Annotated in this window: 19 protein-coding genes; 7 read left to right on the top strand and 12 right to left on the bottom strand. The window is 73.7% G+C overall.

What is annotated here, in order from left to right; all coding sequences use genetic code 11:
* Positions 1-252 precede the first annotated feature (252 nt).
* Together BU197_RS00795 and BU197_RS00790 are read left to right on the top strand one after the other, a co-directional pair.
* Positions 253-2274 (top strand): DUF4157 domain-containing protein, encoded by a 2022-nt coding sequence (locus BU197_RS00795; protein ID WP_223182564.1) that lies wholly within the window; start codon positions 253-255, stop codon positions 2272-2274.
* A gap of 1 nt (position 2275) precedes the next feature.
* Positions 2276-2992 (top strand): hypothetical protein, encoded by a 717-nt coding sequence (locus BU197_RS00790; protein WP_188266182.1) that lies wholly within the window; start codon positions 2276-2278, stop codon positions 2990-2992.
* 309 nt (positions 2993-3301) lie between these two features.
* Here BU197_RS00790 and BU197_RS00785 read toward each other — a convergent pair whose 3' ends face one another.
* From BU197_RS00785 to BU197_RS00750, 7 genes are all read right to left on the bottom strand, one after another.
* On the bottom strand, positions 3302-4543 hold the full coding sequence (locus BU197_RS00785) for an MFS transporter (protein WP_223182563.1): 1242 nt from the start codon (positions 4541-4543) through the stop codon (positions 3302-3304).
* 369 nt (positions 4544-4912) lie between these two features.
* On the bottom strand, positions 4913-6046 hold the full coding sequence (locus tag BU197_RS00780) for an FAD-dependent monooxygenase (protein ID WP_188266181.1): 1134 nt from the start codon (positions 6044-6046) through the stop codon (positions 4913-4915).
* A 107-nt stretch (positions 6047-6153) separates the two neighbouring features.
* Positions 6154-6720 (bottom strand): GTP-binding protein, encoded by a 567-nt coding sequence (locus BU197_RS00775; RefSeq protein WP_188266180.1) that lies wholly within the window; start codon positions 6718-6720, stop codon positions 6154-6156.
* A gap of 5 nt (positions 6721-6725) precedes the next feature.
* Complete coding sequence (locus tag BU197_RS00770; protein ID WP_188266202.1) at positions 6726-7082, bottom strand: DUF742 domain-containing protein; 357 nt, start codon at positions 7080-7082, stop codon at positions 6726-6728.
* Between the two features lie 65 nt (positions 7083-7147).
* The gene (locus tag BU197_RS00765; protein WP_188266179.1) at positions 7148-7585 is read right to left on the bottom strand and encodes a roadblock/LC7 domain-containing protein; all 438 of its coding nucleotides are present in this window, start codon (positions 7583-7585) and stop codon (positions 7148-7150) included.
* Positions 7582-10281 carry a nitrate- and nitrite sensing domain-containing protein gene (locus BU197_RS00760; protein ID WP_188266178.1) on the bottom strand — a complete coding sequence of 900 codons (2700 nt, stop codon included), beginning with the start codon at positions 10279-10281 and terminating at the stop codon, positions 7582-7584. The genes BU197_RS00765 and BU197_RS00760 overlap by 4 nt, the downstream gene beginning before the upstream one ends.
* Positions 10282-12176: 1895 nt before the next feature.
* The gene (locus BU197_RS00750; protein WP_188266176.1) at positions 12177-13346 is read right to left on the bottom strand and encodes an alpha-hydroxy-acid oxidizing protein; all 1170 of its coding nucleotides are present in this window, start codon (positions 13344-13346) and stop codon (positions 12177-12179) included.
* A gap of 352 nt (positions 13347-13698) precedes the next feature.
* Here BU197_RS00750 and BU197_RS00745 point away from each other — a divergent pair, with 352 nt between their 5' ends.
* From BU197_RS00745 to mgt, 4 genes are all read left to right on the top strand, one after another.
* Positions 13699-14703 carry a D-alanyl-D-alanine carboxypeptidase gene (locus tag BU197_RS00745; protein ID WP_317452038.1) on the top strand — a complete coding sequence of 335 codons (1005 nt, stop codon included), beginning with the start codon at positions 13699-13701 and terminating at the stop codon, positions 14701-14703.
* A 46-nt stretch (positions 14704-14749) separates the two neighbouring features.
* Positions 14750-15508 carry a two-component system response regulator CseB gene (gene cseB, locus BU197_RS00740; RefSeq protein ID WP_188266175.1) on the top strand — a complete coding sequence of 253 codons (759 nt, stop codon included), beginning with the start codon at positions 14750-14752 and terminating at the stop codon, positions 15506-15508.
* A 488-nt stretch (positions 15509-15996) separates the two neighbouring features.
* A complete protein-coding gene (locus BU197_RS00735; RefSeq protein WP_188266174.1) occupies positions 15997-17358 on the top strand; it encodes a sensor histidine kinase in 1362 nt (453 codons plus the stop codon).
* Positions 17359-17483: 125 nt separating this feature from the next.
* Entirely contained in the window at positions 17484-18680 is a 1197-nt protein-coding gene (mgt, locus tag BU197_RS00730) for a macrolide-inactivating glycosyltransferase (protein ID WP_188266173.1), read from the top strand.
* 203 nt (positions 18681-18883) lie between these two features.
* On the opposite strand, the gene secD is transcribed toward mgt, so the two are convergent.
* Complete coding sequence (secD, locus tag BU197_RS00725; RefSeq protein WP_188266172.1) at positions 18884-21187, bottom strand: protein translocase subunit SecD; 2304 nt, start codon at positions 21185-21187, stop codon at positions 18884-18886.
* Between the two features lie 234 nt (positions 21188-21421).
* Positions 21422-21889, bottom strand: coding sequence for a hypothetical protein (locus BU197_RS00720; RefSeq protein ID WP_188266171.1), 468 nt, complete (start codon positions 21887-21889; stop codon positions 21422-21424).
* A gap of 580 nt (positions 21890-22469) precedes the next feature.
* Here BU197_RS00720 and BU197_RS00715 point away from each other — a divergent pair.
* Entirely contained in the window at positions 22470-23150 is a 681-nt protein-coding gene (locus tag BU197_RS00715) for a lysophospholipid acyltransferase family protein (protein WP_188266170.1), read from the top strand.
* Positions 23151-23178: 28 nt separating this feature from the next.
* On the opposite strand, the gene BU197_RS00710 is transcribed toward BU197_RS00715, so the two are convergent.
* The 3 genes from BU197_RS00710 to BU197_RS00700 form a co-directional block, all read right to left on the bottom strand.
* Positions 23179-24102 carry a glutaminase gene (locus BU197_RS00710; RefSeq protein WP_188266169.1) on the bottom strand — a complete coding sequence of 308 codons (924 nt, stop codon included), beginning with the start codon at positions 24100-24102 and terminating at the stop codon, positions 23179-23181.
* Entirely contained in the window at positions 24099-25187 is a 1089-nt protein-coding gene (locus BU197_RS00705; RefSeq protein ID WP_317452037.1) for an enoyl-CoA hydratase/isomerase family protein, read from the bottom strand. The genes BU197_RS00710 and BU197_RS00705 overlap by 4 nt, the downstream gene beginning before the upstream one ends.
* A gap of 438 nt (positions 25188-25625) precedes the next feature.
* On the bottom strand, positions 25626-26309 hold the full coding sequence (locus BU197_RS00700) for a GNAT family N-acetyltransferase (protein ID WP_188266168.1): 684 nt from the start codon (positions 26307-26309) through the stop codon (positions 25626-25628).
* Positions 26310-26773: the final 464 nt, after the last annotated feature.

Below are 26773 nucleotides of genomic sequence, written 5' to 3'. Positions count from 1 at the left end.
GATCAGCGCGGTCGTCTCACCCGGATTCGGCGGGGTCGACATGACACGTGACCAGACGGATGCCCTCGTACGGCGTACGGCTGTTCCCGCAGTACGCCGGGGTGTTCCGCCGCTGCCGCCCGTCCGGTCCTCGCTTCGGGAGGCAGTGGGCACTGCCCCCGAGTGTGCCCTTCGGGTCCTTCCCTCGCCCCGTCGCACTCGACTGTCCTGAGGTGACCTCCTCCATGACGTGACCGAGAGGCACCACCCCACATGACCCACGAACATCATCCGACCACCGGCGTCGACCAGCGGCGGGACGAAACCCCGGCGCGGGCGGCGTTCCCCCGGCAGGACTCGCTGCGCATTCAGAGGACCGCCGGGAACATGGCGATGGTGCGGATGCTTCAGCGCGCCGGGTACCCGTACGCCCAGCAGCAGCACGGCGCCGGGTGCGGCCACCGGTCCGCGCCGGAGGCCGAATCCACCCCCGTGCAGCGCTCCACCGTCCACGATGTGCTGCGCGCCCCCGGCCGTCCGCTGGACGACGGCACCCGCACGGACATGGAGGCCCGGCTGGGCGCGGACTTCTCCGACGTCCGCGTCCACGACGGCCCGGCGGCGAAGAACTCGGCCGCCGAGGTGGGTGCCCGCGCGTACACCTCGGGCAGCCATGTGGTCATCGGCGAGGGTGGCGGCGACCGGCACACCCTGGCCCATGAGCTGACCCATGTGATCCAGCAGCGTCAGGGGCCGGTCGCGGGCAGCGACAACGGCGACGGGCTGCGCGTCAGCGACCCGTCCGACCGCTTCGAACGCGAGGCCGAGGCCAACGCCCGTGTCGCCCTCAGCGCCCCCGCCCCCTCTTCCGCTCCCGCCCTCCAGCGCACCTCGGCCGACGACGCGCCGGGCACGACGGGCTCCGGGACAGCGGCGCGTACGGGTGCAAGTGCGGGGGCGGGTGCGAGTGCGAGTGCGGGTGCGGGTGCGGGTGCGGGTGCGCTGCAACGTATGAACGCCAACACCGCCACGGCCATACCGGCGTTCGCCCCCGCGCAGGCTCCCGCCATCCAGTCGGTCAGTTTCACGAACAGCAGGGCCATGGACGGCGACCCGCAGGCGGGACTGTCCATGAACCTCGCCTATGTGCGGGGTGAGACGCCGAGGGCCCGGGTGGAGGTCCACGGCCTCGACGGCCGTACGGGGGTCTCGCTCTGTGTCGTGCACAGCCAGGATCCGAGCACCCCCCTGGGCGCGTCGGCGGCGCAGAATCCCACCGGCGGCGTGGGGGTGTTCGACATCGACCTGACCGGTCTCGCGGCTCCGGGTCCGGTCGGGGCGACGCTGGGAAGCCTCAACTGGATGCTCTTCGACGCGAACGGTGTGGAACAGGTGGGTCCCCCCACGCTGCACTCGATCTACCATCTGCTCGGCAACCCCACCACGCCTCTGCGGTACGAAGCGGTGACCCGGGCAGCGATCATGGCGGGCGGTCAGGGCGATGTGCAAAGTGTGGCGACCGCGCTCCGCGCGGGGATCCGGAGCTCGGTCGACTACGACGGCAGTCAATTCCTCGTCGCCGACCCACTGAGTCTTCTGACCACGCCCGGCAGCAGCGCTGTCTGCTCGGACTTCGCCAACCTGCACATCCTGCTGGCCAAGACACTCGGCCTCCCGGCCCATCCGGTCGTTTTCTGGGGAGGATTCGAGCACGGCGGCCGCAACATATGGGCGTCCAGCCCCGTCAACAACGTCAACTACACACTGACCAACGTCCAGGCCACCGATCTCGCCTACCACTCGCCCGCCGGTGCTCAGCAGGGATGGGACTTCACCTACCACGCCATCGCCGACATCGGCGGCACGCTGCACGATGCCGCGCTCAACAGGGTGGGCTACTCGGCCCAGGCGATCCACCAGGGTCTCCAGATCGATCTGCCCCAGTACCAGCAGGCGATCGACATCACGACCACCGTGAACGACCTCGTCATGACGCCCCTGGTGATCGGCCATGTCTCGGAGACGGTCGATGTCCGCCTCCGGCACTATCCGAATGACAACCAGTTCACCGACGCCCACTTCGGCGCCAACGCACTCGGCGTCGTGCCCGTCCCGCAGGGAGCCCAGGGCCAGTACCAGGATCCGGTGACCACGCCGTTCCCCGGTCTGCCTCCGGGGCTCACGGTCGACCCGACCGGCTTGCTCCTCGGGGTGCCCACCGCCCCGGGCGACTACGCCTTCACCATAACCAGCAGTCTGGGCGGCTTCGGCACGGTTTCCGTGAGGGTGAACTGACGTGCTCCACCCCCTCGCTCCCGGTCAGGTGACCGGCATCGACCACCCGTTCGGCGGCTACTCGTTCGCCGGCCTGCTGCCCCCTTCCCCTGTCCCCCTGCCGTCCCGCATGCGGCTCCTGGGAGGCGCAGAGCTGGTCGTGCCGCCGCCCCTCGGCATGCCTCTCGACGCTCCGGCGGTGCGCGAGCGGGCCGCCGCCGAACTGAGCGCCCTGCTGGGCGGGGCCTTCGCCACCGGCGTGGCGCCGCTCCTCACCCTTCACGACGCCCTGATCTCCCCGGAGACCCGGGCCCGGTACGAGGCACCCGGCCTCGCGCTGGCCTGGGACCGGCCCCGGCATGGCTTCCACTGGATGGCCGCCCGGCTGGGCGAATGGCGGGTGCAGGCCTGCGGGGAGGCCGGGGACCTGCACTGTGTCTCCTTCCACCGACCGGCGGAAAGCCCTTCGTGGGGCCCGGACGGGGACCCGTACACCCTGCTCGCGGAAGTCGCCCCCGCCCTCGCCGCCCGGCTCGCCGACGGGCCGCCCGGCGGGCACCTACGGGACGTCACTGCGGCGTTCTCCCCGGGCCTCTTCGCCGTCGCGCTCTCCGCCCCCGAACTCCGCGTACGTACCGGTGTCCGGCAGACCGTGGGCACCGACGGAACCACCCTCGGCCCCGCCCGGGTCCTCCGGATCGACGCCGGACCGGGCTGCCGCGACTGGCCGGGGCCCTGACCGGCCCGATGCGGCGTACGGACGTCCCGGCAGGGCGTGGTGGTGGCCGGGCTTCAGCCCTTTGACATCGAAGCCGAAGCGGAGCGGGAGGCGGCGGGGATGGCTCCGGCCCCTGCTGCGGACGGGGCGGTCAAGCGGACGCGAGGGGGCGCGGACGCGAGGGGGCGAGGGCCGAGGGCCGAAGGGGCGAGGAGGCAAAGGGGCGAAGGGCGAAGGGGCGAGGAGGCCATCAAGCAGGCGGGCGGCGGGAAGCCGCCCGCCAAGACGACGGCGGCGGCGGAGAAGACGCGACCGGTCGGGCCGTCCGCCTCATGCGGCCGAGGCAGACCGCCATGACGGTTTCAGCGCCGTCGCGGCGGACAGGACGACCGGGGTCGCGGCAAGGGCGAAGCACACCGGCAAGGGCATGCGCCCCACCAGCAGCCCGACCGCGGCCGTCGACCCCGCCGAGCCCGCGTTGAGGGCCGTGTTGACCCACGCGCCCGCCCTGGTCCGGGCGCCCGGATCGGCACACTCGTCGGCGATCAGATACGCCGTGGTGATGGCGGGGGCCACGAAGACTCCGCAGAGCGCCGCCCAGCCGACGAGTACGTAAGGGTGGGGCGAGAGGCCGGTCACGGCCAGGGTGAGCCCGAGGGCGATCGCGAGCACTCCCAGCCGGGAACCGCTCGAAGTCCGCCACGAGACGGCGCCGTGGACGAGGCCGCCGATGGCGCTGCCCCCGGACAGCGCGGCCAGGACCAAGGGCACCGCGTGCGAAGCCTCATGTTCCTCGGCGAAGGCGATCACCAGGAGGTCCAGTCCTCCCAGGCACATGCCCACCCCGGCGGCGACGGCGACCGCCTGCCTCAGCCCCGGTCCGCCCCGCAGCGGGCGGGACGCCGCGCTTGAGGAGTCCTCCTCGTGCGGTCGCACAGCGGCCTTCCCCTGTTCGGCCGCTTCCCGTTCACGGACCGCCGGAGACAGGGCCAGCGAGAGAGCCCCGGTCAGTACGAGAGCGGCGCTCACGACAAGACCGGCCGAGGGCACGGCGATCTTGATGAGCAGGCCCACGAGGAGCGGTCCCGTCACGAACAGCAGTTCCTCGGCCACTCCGTCCAGGCTGTACGCACGCTGGAGCAGACGGCGGTCGGGAATCAAGAAGCTCCACAGCGTCCTCATGACCGGGCCGAGCGGTGGCGTGGTGGCACCGGCGGTCCCCGCCAGGACGGCCAGCAGGACTCCGGGCACGCCCGGCCTCGTGGTCGCGAAGGCCAGCCCGGTCAGCAGCACCGCGTAGGCGGTGGCCAGGAGCGGCAGCACGCGGCGGGGTCCGTGCCGATCGACCAGACCGGCACGGACAAGAGAGAGGGACACGCCGGTCAGCCCGAAGACGGCCATGACCGTGCCTGCCATGGCGTAGGAGCCGGTGGCCTCCTTGACCGCGAGAACCAGCGAAAGGGAGACCATTCCATTGGAAAGTCGGCCCAGGAGCGCGGCACCGAAGGTGCGGCGGGAATGGCGAGTTCGCAGCACGGCCGCATACGACAGCGCCACTGAAGACGAAGACATGATGATGTTCCTTGAAAGGAGCGCCGGTCCGAAAAGCGCTCACACGTGCATGGGCAGCGAAGGCCGCGTCCGGTGGGACGCAGCGCGCTGACTCCTATGCACGGAAGAGGAACATGCGGCCGAACCTATCAGAACACCGCACAGGTCACCCTCGCCCCACCGGGCAGGTTCGCCCGCCCGGTTGACGCGAGGCGGGCAGGACGGCGGAGGGGCGATGTCCGAGGTGGAAGAGGTGGAGTGGAAGAGGTGGGACCGCACCGCCTCCCCCGGAAGAGATACGGAGGGGGAGCCGGGGCGGCGCCCCTCTCCCCCGCGCACGGTGGGGCCGGATCCCGGCCCCACCGTGCGGAAACGCCCGTCGTACGCGGTCTAGTAGGGCTTCGCCAGGACGTGCGCGGCGCCCGGGATGCCGATCTCCAGGAGGGCGTCCTCCTCCTCGGTGGTCGGTGCGCCCATCTCCTGCTTGAGGACCGCGCGGGACAGGGCCTGCACCCACATCGCCCGGGGGCGGCGGCGGGCTTCCCAGGCTTCCAGGGCGGCCGGTACGGAGTCCGTTCCGTCCAGGGACTCGGCGAGGACGAGGGCGTCCTCGACGGCCATGGCCGCGCCCTGCGCGAGGTGCGGGGTGGAGGCGTGGGCGGCGTCGCCCGCGAGGACGACCCGGCCCACGTGCCAGGGCTCCTCCACCGTCACCTGGGAGATGCGGGAGTAGACGACGGCCGACGGGTCGGCGACGGCGGCGAGGGCCTCGGCGACCGGGCCGGAGAACATGGCGAGCCGGGCGGCGAGTTCCTCGTGGGCCCGCTCGGGGTCCGGGCGGAAGTCCTCCTCCTCGGCGAAGACGGCGCCGAGGTACATGAGGTCGTCGGTGATCGGGGTGAGCAGCGCCTTGGCCTCCTTGCCCGCCGTGCCCATCACGACGCCCTGGACGTCGGGGTGACGGGGCATGGTGACCCGCCAGTTCGCGAAGCCGGTGTACTCGGGGGCGTACCGGTCGCCGTAGAGGCGGGTGCGGAGCGGGGAGCCGATGCCGTCGAAGCCGACGACCAGGTCCCAGCGGCCGGTGGAGCCGTCGGAGAGCGTCACGGTGACGCCCGTGCCGTCGTCGTCGAGTTCGCTGATCGTGGCGGCGAACCGGATCGTGGCCCCGGCGGCGACGGCGGCGTCGCCGAGGACCTTGGCGAGGGCGGGGCGGGGGATGCCGTTGCTCGCGGGCACGTCCTCCGTACGCGGCTGGGGGATCCGGGCGAGGGGGTTGCCCGTGGGGTCGGCGATCGTGAGGATCTCCCACTCGAACCCGGCCTTCAGACAGGCGTCGAGAACGCCGATCTCCCGCATGACGTGCAGGGCGTTGGTCGGCTGGATGATGCCGACGCCGAGCGCGTCGAGCTCGCCGCGGAGTTCCGCGACCTCCACGGTGTGGCCGCGCCGGGCGAGGGCGGTGGCGAGCACGAGGCCGCCGATGCCTCCGCCGTGGATCAGGACGCGCAGGGGTGATGCCATCTCGGATGTCTCCAGGAACGTGACGGGTGGGGCGGGGTGACGCGAGGGGGCGGACCGGTCGGCACCCGCCCCCTCGACGTCCGGTCCCGGCCGGGACCGGGCGCGGATCAGGCCGGGGTCGGCAGGCTCATCAGGTGGTCGACGAGGGCGAGGAGGATCTCCTTGTCGAAGCCGCGTTGCCGGACGTCGCCGATGAGGAGGGGGACGTGCGGGTCGAGGTCGAGCGCGGTCCTGATCTCCCCGGCCGTACGGTTGTTGTGGCCGTCGAAGCAGTTGATGGCGACCACGAAGGGGATCTCGCGGCTCTCGAAGAAGTCGATGGAGGCGAAACTGGTCTCCAGGCGTCGGGTGTCGGCGATGACGACCCCGCCGAGCGCGCCGTTGACCAGGTCGTTCCACATGAACCAGAAACGTTCCTGGCCGGGGGTGCCGAAGAGGTACACGACGAGTTCGTCGTTGACGGTGATGCGGCCGAAGTCAAGGGCGACGGTGGTCGTCTCCTTGGCGCCGATGCCGGCCAGGTCGTCCACGCCGATGCTCGCGCCGGTGAGGTACTCCTCGGTGCGCAGCGGTGTGACCTCGCTGACCGCGCCGACCAGGGTCGTCTTGCCGACGCCGAATCCGCCGGCGACGAGGATCTTGACGGCGGCAGGGGCCGCCTGGGTGCTGATCATGTGGTTCAGAGTCTCCGGAGTCCGTCACGGACGGCTGCCAGCAGGCTGCCGTCGGCGCCCCCCGCCGCCCGCGCCACCAGGAGTGGCGCCCGAGCGGACAGCAGGCCCTGGCCGACGAGGTCGGCCAGCAGGATCTTGGTCACCGACACGGGCAGGTCGAGACCGGCCGCCACCTCGGCGACCGCGGCGGGCCGGCGGCAGAGTTCGAGGATCAGCCGGTGTTCCGGCTGGAGGCGCCCCGGACGCAGCGGCCGGCCGCGCTCGTCGAGGGGCTGTTCCACCGCCGTGAGGACCGTGATGAGGGTGAGGTCGTCGCGGTCGGGGGCGGTACGGCCGCGCGTGATGGTGTACGGGCGCACCATCGTGTCCGCGCTGTCCTCCTCGTACCCCTCGTCGTCCTCGTACCCCCGGGGGTCCCAGCCGGTGTTCACACGCCCTGCCCGACCCCGGTGCCGAAGGCGTCGAACTCGGAGCGTGCGGGGGTGCCGAGCTTCTGGCCGACCTGCTGGACGAGGTTGTGCATGGCGAGGGACATGACCTCGGCGTCGACCTCCTGGGAGGCGACGACGGCCAGGTGGGTGCCCTGGCCCGCCGAGATGATGAAGAGCCAGAGGTCGGCGAGTTCCACGATCACCTGGTGGACCACGCCGCCGTGGAAGAGCTGTCCGACACCGCGGGCGAGGCTCTGCTGGCCGGTGCAGATCGCGGCGAGGCGTTCGGCGTCGGCGCGGTCGATGCTCCGCGAGTGGCTGACGACCAGGCCGTCGTCGGAGAGGAGGACGGCGTTGCGGGTCTCGGCCACGGAGTCCACCAGGTTGTCGAGCAGCCAGTCCAGGTCCTGGTGGGTGGCGGTTGTGCGTGTCATGACCGATCTTCTCTCGTGGGGTGGGTGGGTGCGGGGGACTCGGGCCCGGAGGCGGGCGCCGAGTGCTGTCCCGTGTCCTGGTCCGTCTGGCCTCGGGTGGCGCGCGACCGGCGCTGGAAGGCTCCGATCGTCGCGCTCGCACGGCGCGGTACGGGCCTCAGCAGGGGGTCGTGCTGCCAGTTCAGCGGCGCGGCCGGGGCGGGCGGTGCGATGGCGGGGTCGACGCGGAGTTCGTCGACCAGGCTGGCCTGGCGCACCCGGCGCGGCAGCGGCGGGTCCGTGACCGGGGCGACCGGCGGCTGCGGGCCGCCCCTCGGCGGCTCCGACTGCCTGTAGGCCTGGTTCGCGGGGGCTCCGGGGTACGCCGGGGTGCCGGGGTTTCCGGGGTACGCGGGCGGTGCGGGCGGCGTCCGGTCCTGTCCGGGCGAGCGGTGCGAGGCCGCGTGCCGGGGCCGGTGCTGGACGCTGTTGAGCGCCGTCACGTCGGCGAGTGCCCGTCCCTGTACGCGGGTGGGCAGGGCGCCGTCCGGTGCGGGTGCCTGCGGTGCGGGCAGCAGCGGGGTGATGACGGGGCCGTGGTCGTGCGCGGGCGCGCCGGGGAAACCGGGGTCCGTCTCGGGGGCCGCGTCGGACACGAACTCGTGGCCGAGGGAGGGCTCGGGGCCGTAGCCGGGTGCACCGGCCTGCGCGGGGACGGAGTGGGGCCCGGGGACGGAGTGGGGCTCGGGTACGGCGGCGGGCTCGGGCTCGGGGTCGGGCACCGCCACGGGGCCGGGGCCGGGCTCGGGTCCTGTGACGACGAACTCGTGGGGGACGAGGACGACGGCCCGGGTGCCTCCGTACGCCGAGGTACGGAACTCGACGCGCAGCCCGTACTGGTTCGCGAGGCGCGCGATGACGTGGAGTCCGAGGCGGATGTCGTCGCTGTGGGCGAGCACGTCCATGCGCGGCGGACGGGTCATCAGGTCGTTGGCCGCCGCCAGCTGGTCGGCCTCCATGCCGAGGCCGCGGTCCTCGATCTCGATGGCGAGGCCGTGGCTGACCTGGGCGACGCGGATCTCGACGGGGCTGGGCGGGCGGGAGAAGGCCAGGGCGTTCTCGGTGAGTTCGGCGAGGACGTGGGCGACGGGGCCGACGACGCGGGCGGCGAGCCAGGGGCTGCCGTCGAGGTCGAGGACGACGCGCCGGTAGTCCTGGACCTCGCCCTGAGCGGAGCGCAGGACGTCGAGCACGGGGACGGGCTTGCGCCAGCGCCGGTGCGGGGCGCCGCCGGCGAGGATGACGAGGTTCTCCTCGTACCGGCGCAGGCGTGCGGTCAGGTGGTCGAGGTCGAAGAGCCCGTCCAGGATCTCCGGGTCCTCGTGGCGGCGCTCCAGCTCGTCCAGCTTCTTGAGCTGCTGGCCGATGAGCTGCTGGGTGCGGCGTGCGATGCGCTGGAGCAGACGCTCGAAGCCCCGGTGCTGGTCGGCCTGGCGGACGGCGGCCTGGAGGGCGCTGGTGCGGGCCAGGTTGAAGGCCTCGCCGAGGCGGGTCAGCTCGTCGGACGCGCGGTCGCCGGTGTCCTGGCTGATGGCACGGGCCTCGGCCTCGACGTCGATGTGCTCGCCCTGGGCGAGCCGTTCGACGACGTCCGGCAGGGCCTTCTCCAGGGCCTCGGCCTGCTCCTGGAGCCTGCCGATGCGCAGACGCAGGTTACGGGTGAGGCGCCAGGTGGTCCAGATGACGGCGATGACGGCGAGCAGGCCGACGACCGTGGTGAGCGCCATCCGGACGAGGAGCGAGATGACGCTGCTCTTGCCCTCCTCGACGACGAGGTCGGTGCGGTGCTGGAGGAGCGCCTCGATCTCCGGGGTGACCGCGTCCATGGCGGTTCGCCAGCGCTTCTGCCCGTCGGGGAGGGCGACGGAGCCGTCCTCGTTCGGCTCGGCGGGGCGCAGGACCGCGTTCTCGACCTCGGTCTTGGTCTTCCAGGCGGGGCCGTCGGCGATCGCGCGCCACATGGCCTTCTCGTCCTCGGGGAGGAGCGGGACGACGTGGGTGGCGGAGAGGAAGGTCTGCCCGGCGACCGCCTGGCGGAACTCCTTGAACTCGGCGGGGCTCAGCTTCCGGTCGTGCCAGCCGCGCGCGAGGAGCGCGTCGGAGCGGGAGACCATCTCCTTGACCCAGAACAGGTCGACGAGAGGCTGGGAGAGCGTGGTGATGTGCCCGTTGTCGACGCGGCTGAGCGCGGCGAAGAGTTCGAGGTCGACGCTGATCAGGTCCGTGTAGTAGTCGTACACGGCCTTCTGCTGGTCGGCGTCGCCGCTGTCCACGAGGGATCGCTGTGCCGGGAGTTGACCGATGGCGGTACGGGCGGCGACGACGGCGTCCCTGACCTCGACGGGGGCGTCGCCGCCCTCGGCGACGTCGGAGAGGCCCTGGAACCGCTCCACCGCTTCGTCGGTCCGCATCCGCTGGGCGGCGAGGGCTTCGACGGCGCCGGGGGTGCGGGCGAGCGTCTCGGCGCTGAGCCGTCGCTCTTCCTGGAGGTTGAAGTACACCACGTTGGACGGCTGGCCGGCCTTCTCGGCCAACAGCCCCTGGCCCGCCTGCCTTTGGAAGTCGAGGAAGGTCTGGCCGCTGGTGACGCCCCAGAGGGCGATCAGAGCGACGCCGGGGACGAAGGCGAGGATCAGCAGGGCGGTTCTCAGCGACATGGACGATGTCGTACGGGTCCGCCGTGACGCGCGCGTGCGCAGGGCATGCTCCTTGAGGTGGAACAGTCGGACGACTGCTCGGATGCTCGGGTGCTCTCTACGGGAGAGGAAGGCTCACGTCATTTCTCCGACGTGTGCCGACTTCCAACGCGTGCATATTAATCATGTCCTGATCACTCGTGATCTTTGGGTCCATCACAAGCGATCACAAGTGGACTCGTCCGGAAGCGCGTTCAGACAGGGGCCTGACGCGATGATTCCGCACTTCGGCAGGAATGCCGGACGGTGTCCGTAAAGTCATTCTCAGGCGCTTTATTTCCCGATACGACCGGACATTCCCGTCACCGTCGAAGGCTTCCTCCATACGGATGACTTCCCGGCGACGCGGGGCAGGACGCGGTAATAAATAGTACCGGACTGATTACACACAGTTACACGTATGGCTTCAGGGTCACGCGTGTGGTCCTCCCCCACCCAGGAGAAGCGTTGAAACAAACGACACGGCGACGGCTCGGCCGCCTCGGTCTGCCCGTGGTGGCCGCCGCCCTCGTCACCGCCACGTTCACCACGGACGCCCAGGCGGCCCCGAACGCCGGGCCACAGTGCAAGCACGGCTGCCCCAAGCCGATCCCGGGCCCGCCCGGCCCACCCGGCCCGGAGGGCCCCGCAGGCCCGGCAGGACCCGAGGGCCCGGCGGGACCCGCGGGCGCGGATGGCCCGGCGGGACCTGCGGGACCCGCGGGTGCCGATGGCCCGGCAGGACCGGCAGGCGCGGACGGACCGGCGGGACCGGCCGGTGCCGATGGTCCGGCGGGACCCGCAGGGCCTGCTGGACCCGCCGGACCCGAAGGCCCCGCAGGACCGCAAGGCGAGACCGGACCGGCAGGCGGACCGGCAGGACCCGAGGGCCCCGCAGGCCCCCAGGGCGAGACCGGACCGGCTGGGCCCACCGGCCCTGCGGGCCCGGAAGGACCCGCGGGTCCCGAAGGGCCCACCGGACCCCAAGGTGGGATCGGACCTGAAGGACCCGAAGGCCCCACCGGACCCGAGGGACCGGCTGGACCCGAGGGACCCACCGGGCCGCAAGGCGAGACCGGGCAGGAAGGACCGGCCGGACCTGCGGGAGCCGACGGACCGGCAGGAGCTGAAGGCCCGGCTGGACCCGAAGGACCTGCGGGTCCGGCAGGAGCCGAGGGCCCGGCTGGACCCGAAGGACCCACCGGGCCGCAAGGCGAGACCGGACCCGAAGGACCGGCAGGTCCGGCAGGAGCCGAAGGACCGGCTGGACCCGAAGGACCCACCGGGCCGCAAGGCGAGACCGGGCAGGAAGGACCGGCCGGACCCACCGGGCCCACCGGACCTGCGGGAGCCGACGGACCGGCAGGAGCCGAAGGTCCGGCAGGACCTGCAGGCCCCCAGGGCGAGACCGGACCCGAAGGCCCCATCGGTCCCGAAGGACCGGCAGGCCCGGCCGGAGCCGATGGACCCGCAGGGCCCGAAGGGCCCGCAGGAGCCGAAGGACCGGCCGGAGCCGAAGGCCCAGCGGGACCCGAAGGACCCGCAGGGCCCGAAGGGCCGATCGGGCCCGCTGGGCCTGCCGGGGCCATCGAGCCGGCCCAGGTCGTCTCCCAGACGTACTCCGCCGCCGAGACCCAGACCGGCACCGCGCAGTGCCCCGGCGGCACCACCCTCACCGGTGGGGGCTTCAGTTCGGACGGCACGGCGGCCGGGGACAGCTACCCCTCGGGTGACAACACCTGGACCGCCACGATCTCCACCTCCAGCGGAACCGTGGACTTCACGGTCTACGCGGTGTGCATGCCGCTCGCCCCCTGAGCCGCCCCCCGTACGGTCCATCGGTGCTCCGCCGGGTCGCCCTGCGGAGCACCGATGCCCTAGACCCTGACGGCGCGCAGGGCGCCCTCCGCGCGGAGGGCGTCCAGGGTGGGGTAGCCGTCCACCGCCATGATCAGATCCGCCTCGGCCAGCAGGGACCGCAGGACGTGCACGACGCCGTCCGTGCCGCCGAGCGCGAGGCCGTAGGCGTACGGCCGCCCCACCCCCACGGCCGTGGCGCCGAGCGCCAGGGCCTTGACGACGTCGGCTCCCGTGCGGACCCCCGAGTCGAAGAGCACGGGGAGGCCGTCGGCCGCCTCGACCACCCCGGGCAGGGCGTCCAGGGCGGGCAGCCCGCCGTTGGCCTGCCTGCCGCCGTGGTTGGAGCAGTAGACGCCGTCGACCCCGCCGTCCCTGGCACGGCGGACGTCCTCGGGATGGCAGATGCCCTTGAGGACGATCGGCAGGTCCGTCAGTGCGCGCAGCCAGGCCAGGTCCTCCCAGACCAGTGGCTTTCCGAAGACCCCCGCCCACTCCAGGACGGCGGCGCGCGGGTCGTCCTCCGGGGACTTGGCAAGCCGGGCCCGGAAGACGGGGTCGGAGGTGTAGTTGGCGAGCGCGTGCCCCCGTAGCTGCGGGAAGTTGGCGGTGGCCAGGTCGCGGGGGCGCCAGCCGGTGATCCAGGTGTCCAGGGTGACGACGATCCCCCGGAAGCCGGCCGCTTCGGCGCGGTGGACCAGGCTCTCCGCGAGAGCGCGGTCGGTGGGTGTGTAGAGCTGGAAGAAGCCCGGTGTGCCGCCGGATTCGGCCGCCACCGCCTCCAGCGGGTCGACGCCGAGCGTGGAGGCGATCATGGGCACGCCGGTCCGGGCGGCGGCGCGGGCGGTGGCCAGATCGCCGTGCCCGTCCTGGGCACAGAGCCCGATCACCCCGACCGGTGCCATGAACAGGGGGGACGGCAGGGTGAGTCCGAACAGCTCGACGGACAGGTCGCGCTGGGCGGCGCCGACCATCATGCGCGGGACGAGCCCCCACTGCCGGAAGGCCCTGACGTTGGCTTCCTGGGTGGATTCGTCGCCCGCTCCCCCGGCCACGTACGACCACAGGGACGGCGGGAGCGCCGCCTCCGCCCGGCGCTCCAGTTCGGCGAAGGCCATCGGCAGTCCGGGCTGGACGCCGAAGAGCCCCTCGAAGTAGATCTCGTGCTGGTAATCGCCGTACTGGGACATGGGGAGGCTCGTCCTTCCGGTTCGCTCGGCGCCCGTCCGGTCACCCGGCGGCGATGGGCCCCATCGTGCCCGCCCGGCCCGCCCGTGACCATGGACCGGCGCCCTCCCGTCGTACGAGCCCGTGCCGGTCGCCGATACGGGACCGACACAATTCCGCGCGCCGACGGACGTACGGCCCTGATCCCGTCGACGTGGTCGCCCTCCAGGCTTCGGAGCGTGCGCGGAATCCCGCGTACGGACCGGATCGTGGGAGGTGGTCTCGGTGGACGCCGGGGGAACGCGGGTGGGCGAAGTGGACGGCAAGGGCAAAGGCACGAAGGGGGGCAGGGGCAGGGGGCGGTTGGTGTGCGGGGTGGTCTCCGCGCTCCTGGTGGTCGGGATGGGTTGCCGGGTCGGCTGTTCCCCGGGGGCGGACGGAACCGCGCCGCCCGGGGCGGCGGCTTCCGGGATCGCGGCGCGGCTCGATCTGCCCTGGCCCGAGGAGGGGCAGGCGAGCGTCCTGGTGGAGGGCGTGGGCAGTCTCGGCGGCAGGGGCGGGCGGGAGCCGCTGCCGATCGCGAGCGTCACCAAGGTGATGACGGCGTACGTGATCCTCCGCGAGCACCCGCTGAAGCCCGGGGAGGGCGGGCCCGGGATCGTGATCGACGACGCTGCGGCCCAGGAGTCGTACGCTCCGGGCGAGTCCACCGTTCCCGTCGTCGCCGGGCGGCGGCTCTCCCAGCGCCAGCTGCTGGAACTGCTGCTGCTGCCCTCGGGGAACAACATCGCCCGCATGCTCGCCCGCTGGGACGCGGGCGACGAGGAGGCCTTCGTGGCGAAGATGAACCGGGCCGCCTCCGCCCTCGGCATGGACCGGACCCGCTACACGGGTGCCAGCGGGCTCGAACCCACCACCCGCAGCACGGCGGAGGACCAGCTCAAGCTGGCCCGCGAAGTCATGCGGAACCCGGTCTTCCGGGAGGTGGTGGCCCTGCGCAGCACGACGGTCCCCGGGGTGCCGGGACCCGTCGTCAACACCAACGAACTCCTGGAGAAGCCGGGGGTGATCGGCCTCAAGACCGGTTCGAGCACTCCGGCGGGCGGCAACCTCGTTTGGGCCGCCGAGGTGGAGGCGGGCGCGGCCCGGCGTCTGGTCCTGGGGGTGGTCCTTGGCCAGCGCGCCCGGACCAGCCCCGCCGAGGGCCTTCGGGCCGCCCTGGAGCGCAGCGGCCGTCTGGTGGACGCGGTCCGCCGGGACCTCCCGTCGGCCCTGTCCGCTCCGGTCTCCGCGCGGACCCCGCCGCGTACCGGCGGCGACCCGCCCCCGGCGGCCGCGCCCCTTCGGCCGCGCGCCGGGGGCGGCCCCGATCACCTGTGATCTCATGGGCGTTCCCGTCCTCCCCTCCCCGACTCCAGGTGATCCGATGCGACAGCCCGCCGACCGTCCGGCCGGACAGGGCGACGGCGCCCCCGGCGCGGTGCGCGTCCTGCTCGTCGAGGACGACGAGACGATTCGCCGTTCGGTGGGCATGGCCCTGGAGCGCTACGGCTACCGGGTGTCGGGGGCGCCGGACGGGCTGACGGGCCTGGAGATGTTCCGGGAAGGTACGTACGACCTGCTGCTCCTCGATGTCATGCTGCCGCACCTCGACGGCATCGGTCTGTGCCGGAGGATCCGGGAGACCAGCCAGGCTCCCGTCCTGATGATGTCGGCCCGCGGCGATGCCCTCGACGTGGTCGCCGGTCTCGAAGCAGGGGCCGACGACTATGTCGTGAAGCCCGTGGACACGTCCGTCCTGGTGGCCCGGATCCGCACTCTGCTGCGGCGGGCCGCCTTCACCGCGCCCGGCGGTCCGGGCGGACCCGCCGCCCGGCCGGGCGAGGACGGTGCGGGCGCGGGGGTGCTGACCTTCCGGGACCTCAGCGTCGACACCCTCGGTCTGGAGGTGCGGGTGGCCGGGCGGCCCCTGGCGCTCACTCCGACGGAACTGCGGCTGCTCCTGGAGTTCGTGGCCGCGCCGGGCATCGCGCAGCAGCGGCAGACGCTGCTGCGCAAGGTGTGGGACTACGGCTGGGACGGGGACATCCGCGTGGTCGACCTGGCGGTGCAGCGGCTGCGCCGGAAGATCGGCGCCGATCACATCGAGACCGTGCGCGGATTCGGCTACCGCTTCAGGCGGTGAGCCGACCGGAGTTCCGAGGCGGTTACCGCCAGGGCTTGGACGTGGTTGCCGCCAAGGCCCGGACGCGGATACCGCCAGGATCCGGACGCGGTTGCCGCCAAGGCCCGACACGGATGCGGCCGGGGGTCTGACGCGGGGACGGGCGGGGCCCGGACGCGGTTGCCTCCAGGGGCCGGGCGTGGAGACGGCCAGGGCCGGACGCGGCTGCCGCCAGGGGCCGGGCGCGGAGACGGCCAGGGCCGGACGCGGATTCCGCCAGGGGCCCGACACGCGAACAGCCGGGCCCCCATCGTGACCTCCGAACCATCTCCGGAACCTCCGAGCCCCGTCCCTTGACCTCTGTGACCCCCGCGAACCTCGTGGCCTCCGTGACCCCCACGAACCCCGCAACCCCGTGCCCCCCTGCCCTCCGTGGTCCCCATCGCCCGAGCCCCCTTCGGAAATCTCCGAGTCCCTCCCGTGCCCTCCGAGCCCCCTGGAGCCCCGATATGACGCCCCCTCCCCCGCTCTCCCTGACCGTTCCCGAGGGCGACCGTGTCGGTGTGCTGCTCCGGCTCGCCGACCCCCGGTCCCTCCGCTGGAAGATCGCGGCGGTGGTGGCGGGTGCCGCCTGTGCCATGGCGGTCGGGATCGGCGTCCTCGTCCACGGCGCGACCGAGGACCGGTCGACGCATGTCAGCCAGGGGTACGTACTGCGGGAACTGGAGGCGGTGCTGAGCAGTTCCGGGCCGGGCCAGGGGCCGTCGCCGGTGGCGGACCCGGAGGTCGTCCCCGGTGCCGTCGGCGAGGAGGAGCTGCCCGAAGGGCTTCTCGCCGAGGTCGAGCGCGCCCCCGCCGGCACGCCCGTGACCTGGTACGACACGGAGACTCGGCACGGCCCCTGGATGTGGGCGGCGCAGCGGGTCGACGGCCGGGTGGTCGCCGTCAACACGCACATGGGCAGTCAGCTGCGGAGCATCGAGGCCCTGGACCGACACGTCCGGTACGCGGCCCTCGCCACGCTCGCCGTGGTCGTGCCGCTCACCCTGCTCGCGGCGGAACTGGTGCTGCGCAGGCTGCGGCGGGTGGCCGGGACCGCCCGGCGGATCAAGGGCGGCGATCTGGACGCGCGGACGCGCGGCCGGGGCGGCGACGAGATCGCCGAGATCGCCTCGGCGGTCGATCTGATGGCGGACGCGCTGCGCGACCGGCTCCGGGGCGAGCAGCGGTTCACCGCCGACGTCGCCCATGAGCTGCGGACTCCGCTCGCCGGGCTCGTCATGTCGGCGTCGCTGCTGCCGGAGGGCGAGGCGACCGATCTCGTCCAGGACCGCGTCCACGTCCTGCGCGGCCTCGTCGACGACCTCCTTGAGATCTCCCGCCTGGACGCGGGCACCGAGGAGGCGGACCTGCGGCCGGTGCCGGTCGGTGAGCTGGTGGCCGAATCCGTACGGCGGGCCGGTCTGGACGTACGGCTCTCGGTGACCGGCGAGCCGGTGGCCCTGACCGATCCCCGACGTCTCGACCGGGTGGTCGGCAATCTGCTCGTCAACGCGCACCGGCACGGCTCGGGCCCGGTAGAGGTGACGGTCGCGGCGACGGTCGGCGGGACGACGACGGTGGTCGTACGGGACCACGGGCCGGGTTTCCCCGCCGGGCTGCTGGCCCATGGGCCGCAGCGCTTCCGCACGGGGGCGGCCGAGCGGGGGCGGGGGCACGGGCTCGGGCTGACCATCGCGCTGGGTCAGGCCGAGGTCATCGGCGCCCGGCTCGCGCTCGCGAACGCGGCGGACCCGGGGGCCTCCGGGGTCGTGGCCGGTGCCGTCGCCACGCTCGTACTCCCCGGGCGGGCCTGCCCGGCGGCAGGCTGAGCCGTCCGGGCGCCCCCGAGGGACCCCCACCCTCGCCGCTTCCTCGCTGGCTGGATCACGCCCCTGAGGGCCAGGCACCGCACTATTGTCTAGACGATACGTATCGTCTCGCTTAGGGTGACGCCATGACCGCCACCCCGTCACCCGCGCACATCGCCATGTTCTCGATCGCCGCCCACGGCCACGTGAACCCCAGCCTCGACGTCATCCGCGAGCTCGTCGCCCGGGGACACCGCGTCAGCTACGCCATACCCGCCGCGTTCGCCGAGAAGGTCGCCGCGACCGGGGCCACCCCCGTCGTCTACCACTCCACCCTGCCGACCGACGACGACCCCGACGCCTGGGGCACGGAACTCATCGACAACATCGAGCCGTTCCTCTCCGACGCCGTCCAGGCCCTGCCCCGGCTCGCCGAGGCCTTCGACCGGGACCGGCCCGACCTCGTCCTCCACGACATCACCTCCTATCCGGCCCCCGTCCTCGCCCACACCTGGGGCGTCCCCGCGCTCTCCCTCTGGCCGAACCTCGTGCCCTGGGAGGGATACGAGGAGGAGGTCGCCGAGCCGATGTACGCCGAGCTGAAGGCCTCACCGCGCGGCAGGGCCTACTACGCACGCTTCACGGAGTGGCTCGCCGGGCACGGCGTCGACACCCACCCCGACCGGTTCGTGGCCCGGCCGCGCCGGGCCCTCGTCCTGATCCCCCGGGCCCTCCAGCCGCACGCCGACCGGGTCGACGAGTCCGTCTACACCTTCGTCGGCGCCTGCCAGGGCGACCGCGCCGAACAGGGCGACTGGCAGCGGCCCGAAGGAGCGGAGAAGGTCCTCCTGGTCTCGCTCGGCTCCGCCTTCACCAAGCAGCCCGGCTTCTACCGGGACTGCGTCGAGGCGTTCGCCGAGCTGCCCGGCTGGCATGTCGTCCTCCAGATCGGGAAGTTCGTCGACCCCGCCGAACTCGGCCCGCTACCGCCCCACGTCGAGGTCCACTCCTGGGTCCCGCAGCTCGCGATCCTCCGGCAGGCGGACGCGTTCATCACCCACGCGGGCGCGGGCGGCAGCCAGGAGGGCCTGGCCACCGCGACGCCCATGGTGGCGGTCCCGCTCGCCACCGACCAGTTCGGCAACGCCGACATGCTCCGGTCCCTCGGCGTGGCACGCCGTCTGCCGCTGGCGGAGGTCACCCCCGAGCGGCTGCGCGAGGCGGTGCTCGGCCTCGTCGCCGACCCCGAGGTGGCACGCCGTGCGCACGAGGTCCGGAAGTCGATGCGGCGCGAGGGCGGCACACTCCGCGCGGCCGACCTGATCGAGGCGGAACTGGGCTGACGCCGTCCCGGAATCCGGGCGTACGGCCGTGGAGCGAGGGGCGGTGGGCGTACAGCGGTACGGGCGGTGGCCGTACGGCGGTACGGCACCGGGCTCACGACCGTACCGCCATGGCGGGGGCGGGTCCGAGGCCCGCCGCCGTACCGCAGGCGGGCCCGTCCCCGTGCCCCCGGGACGGAGACGGGCCCCTCGGAGTCAATGGGTCAGACCACCGCCCCCGTGCCCGCCCGCGCGCGGGTCGTGTTCCCGGTCCGGGACGGGGGCGGGGCCGGGTTGCGGCTCTCCAGGGAGACGGCCAGGGGCATGGCCGTGAAGACGGTCGACGCCATGCCGAGGACCACACCCGCGAGCAGGGCGATGGAGAAGTCCATGAGCGAGTCGCCGCCCAGGAAGGCCAGCGCCACCAGGACGAAGAGCGCGCCCATGCCGGTGTTGACCGTCCGGGGCAGGGTCTGGGCCACCGCCCGGTCGGCGAGGTCCGCGAGCGGCACCCCGCCGCCCCTGCGGCGCAGTTCCCGCAGCCGGTCGAGGACGACGACCGAGTCGTTGACCGAGTAGCCGACGACCGTCAGGAGCGCGGCCAGGAAGACGCTGTCCACCGGCTTGCCGAGCCAGGCGAAGAGGCCCACCACGAGCAGGACGTCCTGGGTCATCGCCGCCACGGCGGCCGTCGCGTACGTCCACCGGAACCGCACCGTCAGATAGAGGAGCTGGGCCACCACCGCGAGACCGAGGGCGATCACCGCGTGGGTGCGCAGCTCGCCCCCGAGGCTCGGGCCGATCAGCTCGTCCCGTTCGACCTCCACGGGCCCGGCGACCCGGGTGAGGGCCTCCCTGATCTCGCGCTGCTCGTCGTCGCCGGTCTCCTTGACCCGTACGGACACGTCGCTCCGGCCCGAGTCCTCGTCCCCGCCGGTCGTCTGCACGACGGCGTCGGGGAAGCCCGCGTCGGAGATCGCGGCGCGCGCCGCGTCGGCGTCCACCGTGCGCTGGGCGGTGTACTGCACCACCCGGCCGCCGGTGAACTCCACGCCGAACTCCAGGCCGCGCACCCCGACCCCGGCGAGCGCCACCAGAAGGAGCGCCCCGCAGCCCAGGAGCCAGCGGCGGCGGTGGACCATCACGCGCGGGACGCGGCGGTTGAGCAGGGTCCGCAGCCTGCCGAGGCCCGCGATGCCGGTGATCGAGGGGCGGCGGCGTACGGAGGGCAGCCGGAGCGCCAGATCGGCGAGGAGCCGGGTGACGACCATCGCCGTGAGCAGGGAGGTCACGACGCCGACCGCGAGGGTGACGCCGAAGCCCTTGACCGGGCCTGTGGCGAAGACGAAGAGCAGCCCGGCCGCGAGGAGGGTGGTGATGTGGGAGTCCGCGACCGCGCTCCACACCTTGCCGAAGGCGGTCTCCAGGGGGCGGCGCAGATCGCGCGGGGCGGACTGGCCCAGGGCCGCGTACTCCTCCCTGGCCCGTTCGAAGACGAGGACGTTCGCGTCGACGGCGATGCCGATGGCGAGGACGAATCCGGCGAGGCCGGGCAGGGTGAGGGTGGCGCCGAGGGCGACCACGGCGGCGTACGAGATCAGGCCGTAGAGGAGCAGGGCGACGGTCGCGAGGACGCCGAGGAGCCGGTAGACGATCATGACGAAGACGCCGGTGCAGGCGAGGCCGATCACGGCGGCCAGGGCGCTGGCCCTGATCGCCTCGGCGCCGAGCGTCGGTCCCACGGTGCTCTGCTCGACCGTGGTCACCGGGACGGGCAGCGCGCCGCCCTGGACGAGGGCCGCGAGGTCGCGGGCCTCCGGCCCGGAGAACCCTCCGGTGATCTGCGCGGAGCCGCCGCCGATGCCGGATCCGCAGGGGACGCCGTTCTGCATGCCGGGCGCCGAGACGATCCGGTCGTCGAGGACGATCGCGACCCGGCGGGCCGGATCTCCGGGGGCCGCGCAGGCCGCGTCCCCGGTGAGGCGTGCCCAGGTTCCGGCGGCGTTGTCGCGGAAGGAGAGGTCGACCGTCCAGCCCCGGGCGTTCGTCGTGTCGAGCGTGGCTTCGGCGTTCTTGACGCCGTCGCCGGTCAGCGCGGGCGGGGCCAGCAGGAGGAAGCTCCCGGGCAGATCGGGGTCGGCGAGGACCCGGCTGCCGTCCTTGGCGGCCGGTCCCGTCGCTTCCCGGGCGGCTCCGGTGACGGCGTGGAAGGTGAGCTGCGCCGTCCGTCCGATGACCTCGGCTGCCTGGCGCGGGTCGCGCAGACCGGGGAGTTCGACGACGATGCGCCGCTCGCCGGAGCGGGCGAGCGAGGGTTCGGCGACGCCGAGGCCGTCGACGCGCTTGCGGAGCACTTCGAGGGCGCGGTCGGTGGCCGCCGCGTCGGCGCGGGCGGTCGGCCCGTCCTGGGTCTCCAGGACGATGCGGGTGCCGCCGCGCAGGTCGAGACCGAGGCGGGGCGGGGTGGTGAGGGTGATCCAGACGGAGAGCGCGAGGACGCCCAGTGCGAGGATCGCGCGCCAGAGCATGGCGCGGGAGGAGCGGGGACGGGGGGCGGATGGGCGTGCGGAACGTGACGAGCGCGGGGAACGTGAGGACACGGGTACTCCACGGGCAGCGCACGGCGGCGGCGCGGCGCCCGCACGCGGGTGCGGGGGCGCTCGCCGGCCGTGCCGGACGTACGGGCGGACACGCGTCGGTGAACCGTCCGGTACGGGGCTGCCGGTGGCATGCCGAAGGCCCGGACGGCGACGCGGGAAACGTCAGCTGTGCCGGGTGGCGGGAGGACCGCGTGGGGCGCGCGGCTCGCGGGAGGCGCCGGGGGGCGCGCGCTCGCGGCGCGGGTCGCCGGCCAGGACCCCGCGCGCGGGGACGGTGAGGTCGGCGGGAACGGGCGCCGTGGCCACCGGGGTTCCCGGGAGCCGTACGGGGTTCTCGACGGCCGCCGGGAGCCGTGCGGCGCTGGTGGGCGCGAGCTGTGGCTCCGGCGACCCGAGGTGCTGGGCGGCCGGTGCGGAGACCGGACCGGGCGCCGAGGGGCCGCCGGGGGCGGGGAGGAGGAGCGGGGTTCCGTTCGGGCGCGCCGCCGTCCCCTCGGCCCGAGCGGCCGTCACTCCACGCGAGGACGGCTCCTGCGCCCACGCCTCGGAGGCGGGGAGCAGGATCGACCAGAGCGTGCAGAGCAGTACGGGGAGGAGGGCGGCGAGTCGTCGCGCGGAGCGGCCCGGCATCGCGTCCCTCCCCCGTCGTGCATGTGGTGCCCGCCGCTGATCGGCCGGTCGGGGCCAGCGTAGACGGGTGGGCGCGCGGGTCGGCCACCGAGTCCCCTTCGGGGGGGGCGGTGTCCGCGCGGGGGTCCGGTTCTGGGCTGGTTCGCATCCGCGCGAGGGGTCCGGTTCGGGGCCGGTTCGCATCCGCGCCCGGGGCTCGGTTGGGGGCCGAATCCCACCGACGCCCCGGGCTCGATCACGGGCCGTGCCCCGCCCACACCCCGGGCCCGGTCACGGGCCCTGTCGAGTTCCTCGTCCCCGCGCTTCGGGACGTACGGAGTTCGCCCGGCGCCGCCTTCCCGCTCACGCATGGTCGGTTCCGGGTCGGGGCGGCCGGGGATGGGGCCGGGTCCGGGCCGGGGCGCCTCCGCGCCGGACCCCGCCCGTATCGCCTCCCGTCAAGCCGCCTCATGGCCCCCAGTACGCCCCTATGAGTCCTCGGCCGTGAGCCGAGTGAGTACGCGTGCTCATGTCGGAGTTCGGTGTCCGGTCGCACGATGGGCTGGTCAGTGCCTCTTCGCCGGAGTCTGGGGGACCTTCCGTGCTCAGTCGTCTCGCCGCCCGTGTCGTGCCGCTCCTCGGGCGGCTGACCGTCACGGCCGATCCCGGGGCCCGGCTCGAACCGGGCAGCATCCTGGTCGTGAACCACACCTCGACGGCCGATCCTGCCCTGGTGCTCGCCGCGCTCCGGAAGCGGCTGGCCGTGGAGCCGGTGGTGCTGGCCGCCGCCGGGCTGTGGCGGGTTCCGCTGCTCGGCCGGGCGCTGACCCGCGAGGGGCACGTGCCGGTGCACCGGAACACCGCGCGGGCCGCCGTCGCCCTCGACCGGGCGGCGCTCGCGCTGGCCTCGGGGCGGCACGTGATGCTGTACGCGGAGGGCCGCATCCCGCCGCGCCGGGACTCCGCCGAGCGGGCCCCGGAGCCGTTCCGCACCGGTCTGGCCCGGCTCGCCGGGGCCACGGGTGCGCCGGTCGTGCCGATCGGTCAGGCGGGGGCCCGGCGGATCGTCTCGGGCGGGCGGACCAGACAGCTCGCGGGGCTGCTCACGGCCCCGGTCCGGCGGCCGGGGCTGCATGTGCACATCGGGAGCGCGATCCGGCTGCCGGACGACGTGGCCGCCGCCACCGCGCTGGCCCACGGGGCGGTCACCGAGGCGTGGCGGACGGCGGCGGAGGCACTCGGCGAGTCTGCGGCGGCGCGCCCCGGACCGTACGGCCGCTGACCGGCGTACGGGTCGGCGGGTCGGCGGGTCAGAAGACGGAGAGGCCCGTGAGGGTGGTGAAGCGGTCCAGGGCGGTGACGCCCGCGACGGAGTTGCCCCGCCGGTCGAGTCCGGGGCTCCAGACGCAGACGGTGCAGCGGCCGGGGACGACGGCGACGACGGCTCCGCCCACACCGCTCTTGCCGGGGAGGCCGACACGGTGGGCGAAGTCCCCTGCGGCGTCGTAGGTCCCGCAGGTCAGCATGACGGCGTTGACCTGCTTGGCCTGGCTGCGGCTGAGCAGGCGGCTGCCGTCGGCGCGCAGTCCGTGGCGGGCGAGGAAACCGGTGGCCAGGGCCAGATCGGCACAGGACGCCTCGATGGAGCACTGGAGGAAGTACTCCCCCAGGAGGCCGTGGACGGGGCTGGTCATGTTGCCGTAGGAGGCCATGAAGTGGGCGAGGGCCGCGTTGCGGTCGCCGTGGGCGGCTTCCGACGCGGCCACCTCCCGGTCGAAGTCCAGGTCCGGGTTGCCGCTCTCGGCGCGCAGGAAGGCGCGCAGGGCGCCGGAGGCGTCGCCGGTCAGCCGGTGGAGGCGGTCGGTGACGACGAGGGCCCCGGCGTTGATGAACGGGTTGCGGGGGACGCCCTGTTCGTGTTCCAGCTGGATCAGGGAGTTGAACGGGTCTCCCGAGGGTTCCTTGCCGCAGTGGGACCAGAGCGCGTCGCCCTCCCCGGCGAGGACGAGCGCCAGGGTGAAGACCTTGGTGACGGACTGGGTGGAGAAGGGCCGCAGCCACTCCCCCACCCCGTATACGGTGCCGTCGAGTTCCGCGACGGCCATGCCGAAGTCGGCGGGGTTCCCGGCGGCGAGGGCCGGGATGTAGTCGGCCGGGGCGCCCCGGTCGGCCAGTTCCGCGATCTCCTCGGCGATCCGGGCGAGTACCGGCTCGAAGGAGCTGGTGCCGGTCACGCGCCGTCCCGGGCCGCCGGGTCCGGTGCGGCGCGGCGGGCGGCGGAGAGACCGAGGTCGCCGCCGGGCGGCCGGACGAAGAAGCGGGCGACGTCCGCGTCGGTGACCTCGGGCAGGGTGGGCGGGTTCCAGTGCGGGTCGCGGTCCTTGTCGACGACCTGGGCACGGATGCCTTCGACGAGGTCGGGGGTGGCGAGGGCGGCGCTGGAGACGCGGAACTCCAGGTCGAGGACGTCTTCGAGGGTGGCGAGGGCGCGGGACCTGCGGAGGGTGGCCAGGGTCGCCTTGAGGGCGGTAGGGGACTTGGCGAGGAGGGTGGTGGCGGCTTCCTTGGCGGCGGGCTCTCCGGTGTCGAGGAGGCGTTCGACGATGGTCTCGACGGTGTCGGCCGGATAGCAGGCGTCGATCCACGGGCGGTGCTCGGCGAGGACGCCGGGCGAGGGTGTGACGGCGTGGCGGGCGACGGCTTCCTCGGCGGGCAGGACGGTCAGGTCCCGGAGGAGGTCGGGGAGCGCTGCGGTGGGGACGAAGTGGTCGGCGAGGCCGGTGAGGAGGGCGTCGGCGGCGCCGACGGGGGTGCCGGTGAGGGCGAGGTGGGTGCCGAGTTCGCCGGGGGCGCGGCCGAGGAGGTGGGTGCCGCCGACGTCGGGGACGAAGCCGATGCCGGTCTCGGGCATGGCGACGCGGGAGCGTTCGGTGACGACGCGGACGGAGCCGTGGGCGGAGACGCCGACGCCGCCGCCCATGACGATGCCGTCCATGAGGGCGACGTAGGGCTTGGGGTAGCGGGCGATACGGGCGTTGAGCCGGTATTCGTCGCGCCAGAAGGCCTGGGAGGCGGTGCCCCGGGCGCGGGCGTCGTCGTGGATGGCGCGGATGTCGCCGCCGGCGCAGAGCCCGCGTTCCCCGGCGCCTTCGATGACGACGGTGCCGATGGCGGGGTCGTGTTCCCAGTCGGTGAGGGCGGCGGTGAGGGCGAGGACCATGGCGTGGGTGAGCGCGTTGATGGCTCGGGGGCGGTTCAGGGTGATGATTCCGGCCCGGCCCTCCGTCCGGAGGAGTACGTCTGCGGTTCCGGTCGGCACGATGCTCGGTCCCTTCGCGTGGCACGGTTCGCTGTCCCGGCCACCGTACCGGGCGGGTCCGGGAGGGCTCCGGCGGGAGACGGACGCCGGGAGACGGAGACGGGGCGGGCTCTTCGGGTACGTCCGCGTCGACGGGGCGGAGACACGAGCGGGCCCCTCGCGCGCGGGCGCGTTCACACGGGCGGGCGCGTGGGGGCGCTCGCACGGGCGGGCGCGTACGCGCGTGGGAGGTCACGGGCACGGGTGGGGAAGCACGGGCACGCGGTGGGCGGGGCGGGAAGGACCCATCCGCTTCTCGCGGATCCTGATTGCACGGTGCGCGAGCCGGTGAGGGCCGCTCCTCCGTGTCCTCGCTGTCGGGTCCTTCCCGTCCCCTCCATGGAACCACCGCTCCGGTGGGGGCGCGAGCGCCCGTCGGAGCGGTGGTCGGGGAAGGGGTCAGGCCGGGAGCAGGTCCTGGGGGACGCGCACCTGGCGGGGGGCGGACATGCGGAGTTCGATGATGTCCCGGACGGTGGGCCATTCCTCGTCGAGGACCGAGTAGAAGGCCGTGTCGCGGACCGCTCCGTCGAGTCCCCTGGAGTGGGCCCGGCGGACGCCCTCGCAGCTGACGCCGAGGCGTTCGATGGCGATTCTGGAGCGGGTGTTGCGGGCGTCGGCGCGGAGCGTGATGCGGCGGACGCCCCAGGCTTCGAAGGCGTGCCGGAGCATGAGGTACTTGGCCTCGGTGTTGATGCCGGTACCCCGGGCGTCGCCCGCGATCCAGGTGTTGCCGATCTCGGCGGCGTCCGGCACGGCGGTCAGGGGATCGCCGTGCGGCATGCCGGGGACCGGCGGCCAGACCAGGGGCCCGCGCCAGTAGTCGAGTTCGAGGAATCGGGTCGAGCCGACGACCCGTTCATCGACGGTACTGACCAGGGCGAAGGGCAGGGACCGTCCTGCCGCCTGGTCGGTGAGGGCGCGGGCGATGTAGTCGAGGGCCGATTCGAGGCCGTCGGGTACGGGGGTGAAGGCGTAGGCCGATCGGTCCGCCCCGCCGGCCCGCGCGAGGGCTTCGGCGTGCCGCATCGCCAGCGGCTCCAGGCGCACGGAGCGCCCGGTCAGGAGAACAGGTACTGGCACGGAACCTCGGGTCTTTCACGGGCAGGGAAGGCTTCCGCCGTGGGGAGACCGCGGCGGCAGCTGGAGGGAGGTTCTCGCCGGGTCCCGATCATGTCGTGAGAGCGACAAATGAGCAGGTAAAACGGTTCGTCACCGGTGGCGAGGAGGACAGTATGCAGCCACAAGCGCTCGGAGAACAGAACCCCGGACGAACCCGGGTACACGCCTGGGTGAAGGGTGGCGCGTGCCCGGGTTCGCCGGTCTCACGGGGCGGACGGTGCCGCCCGCCAGTCGGACGCCCCGAGGGCTCAGACGCAGGCCGGGTGGCCCCAGCCGTCGGGGTTGCGGGTGATGGTCTCGCCCTTGTCGTAGGCCTTGCCGCAGCGGCAGCGTCCGGCGAATCTGGCCTTCAGCGTGGCGCCCGACGGGCGTGTCCGGCGCGCCGCCGTCCCGCCCGCGGTCCCGCCCGCCGAGGCGCCTCGCGC

The sequence above is a fragment of the Streptomyces sp. CBMA291 genome, assembly GCF_014596525.1.
GTDB lineage: Bacteria > Actinomycetota > Actinomycetes > Streptomycetales > Streptomycetaceae > Streptomyces.
This window is presented reverse-complemented; position numbering and strand designations above follow the sequence as displayed.

What these genes read in the sequence shown, in the direction of transcription:
- BU197_RS00775 (WP_188266180.1), bottom strand. Translation starts at nt 6,720, where the DNA reads ATGATCAGCACCCAGGCGGCCCCTGCCGCCGTCAAGATCCTCGTCGCC.
- BU197_RS00765 (WP_188266179.1), bottom strand. Translation starts at nt 7,585, where the DNA reads ATGACACGCACAACCGCCACCCACCAGGACCTGGACTGGCTGCTCGAC.
- secD (WP_188266172.1), bottom strand. Translation starts at nt 21,187, where the DNA reads ATGCTCTGGCGCGCGATCCTCGCACTGGGCGTCCTCGCGCTCTCCGTC.
- BU197_RS00770 (WP_188266202.1), bottom strand. Translation starts at nt 7,082, where the DNA reads ATGGTGCGCCCGTACACCATCACGCGCGGCCGTACCGCCCCCGACCGC.
- BU197_RS00795 (WP_223182564.1), top strand. Translation starts at nt 253, where the DNA reads ATGACCCACGAACATCATCCGACCACCGGCGTCGACCAGCGGCGGGAC.
- cseB (WP_188266175.1), top strand. Translation starts at nt 14,750, where the DNA reads ATGCGACAGCCCGCCGACCGTCCGGCCGGACAGGGCGACGGCGCCCCC.
- BU197_RS00720 (WP_188266171.1), bottom strand. Translation starts at nt 21,889, where the DNA reads ATGCCGGGCCGCTCCGCGCGACGACTCGCCGCCCTCCTCCCCGTACTG.
- BU197_RS00785 (WP_223182563.1), bottom strand. Translation starts at nt 4,543, where the DNA reads ATGTCTTCGTCTTCAGTGGCGCTGTCGTATGCGGCCGTGCTGCGAACT.
- BU197_RS00735 (WP_188266174.1), top strand. Translation starts at nt 15,997, where the DNA reads ATGACGCCCCCTCCCCCGCTCTCCCTGACCGTTCCCGAGGGCGACCGT.
- BU197_RS00760 (WP_188266178.1), bottom strand. Translation starts at nt 10,281, where the DNA reads ATGTCGCTGAGAACCGCCCTGCTGATCCTCGCCTTCGTCCCCGGCGTC.
- BU197_RS00780 (WP_188266181.1), bottom strand. Translation starts at nt 6,046, where the DNA reads ATGGCATCACCCCTGCGCGTCCTGATCCACGGCGGAGGCATCGGCGGC.
- BU197_RS00750 (WP_188266176.1), bottom strand. Translation starts at nt 13,346, where the DNA reads ATGTCCCAGTACGGCGATTACCAGCACGAGATCTACTTCGAGGGGCTC.
- mgt (WP_188266173.1), top strand. Translation starts at nt 17,484, where the DNA reads ATGACCGCCACCCCGTCACCCGCGCACATCGCCATGTTCTCGATCGCC.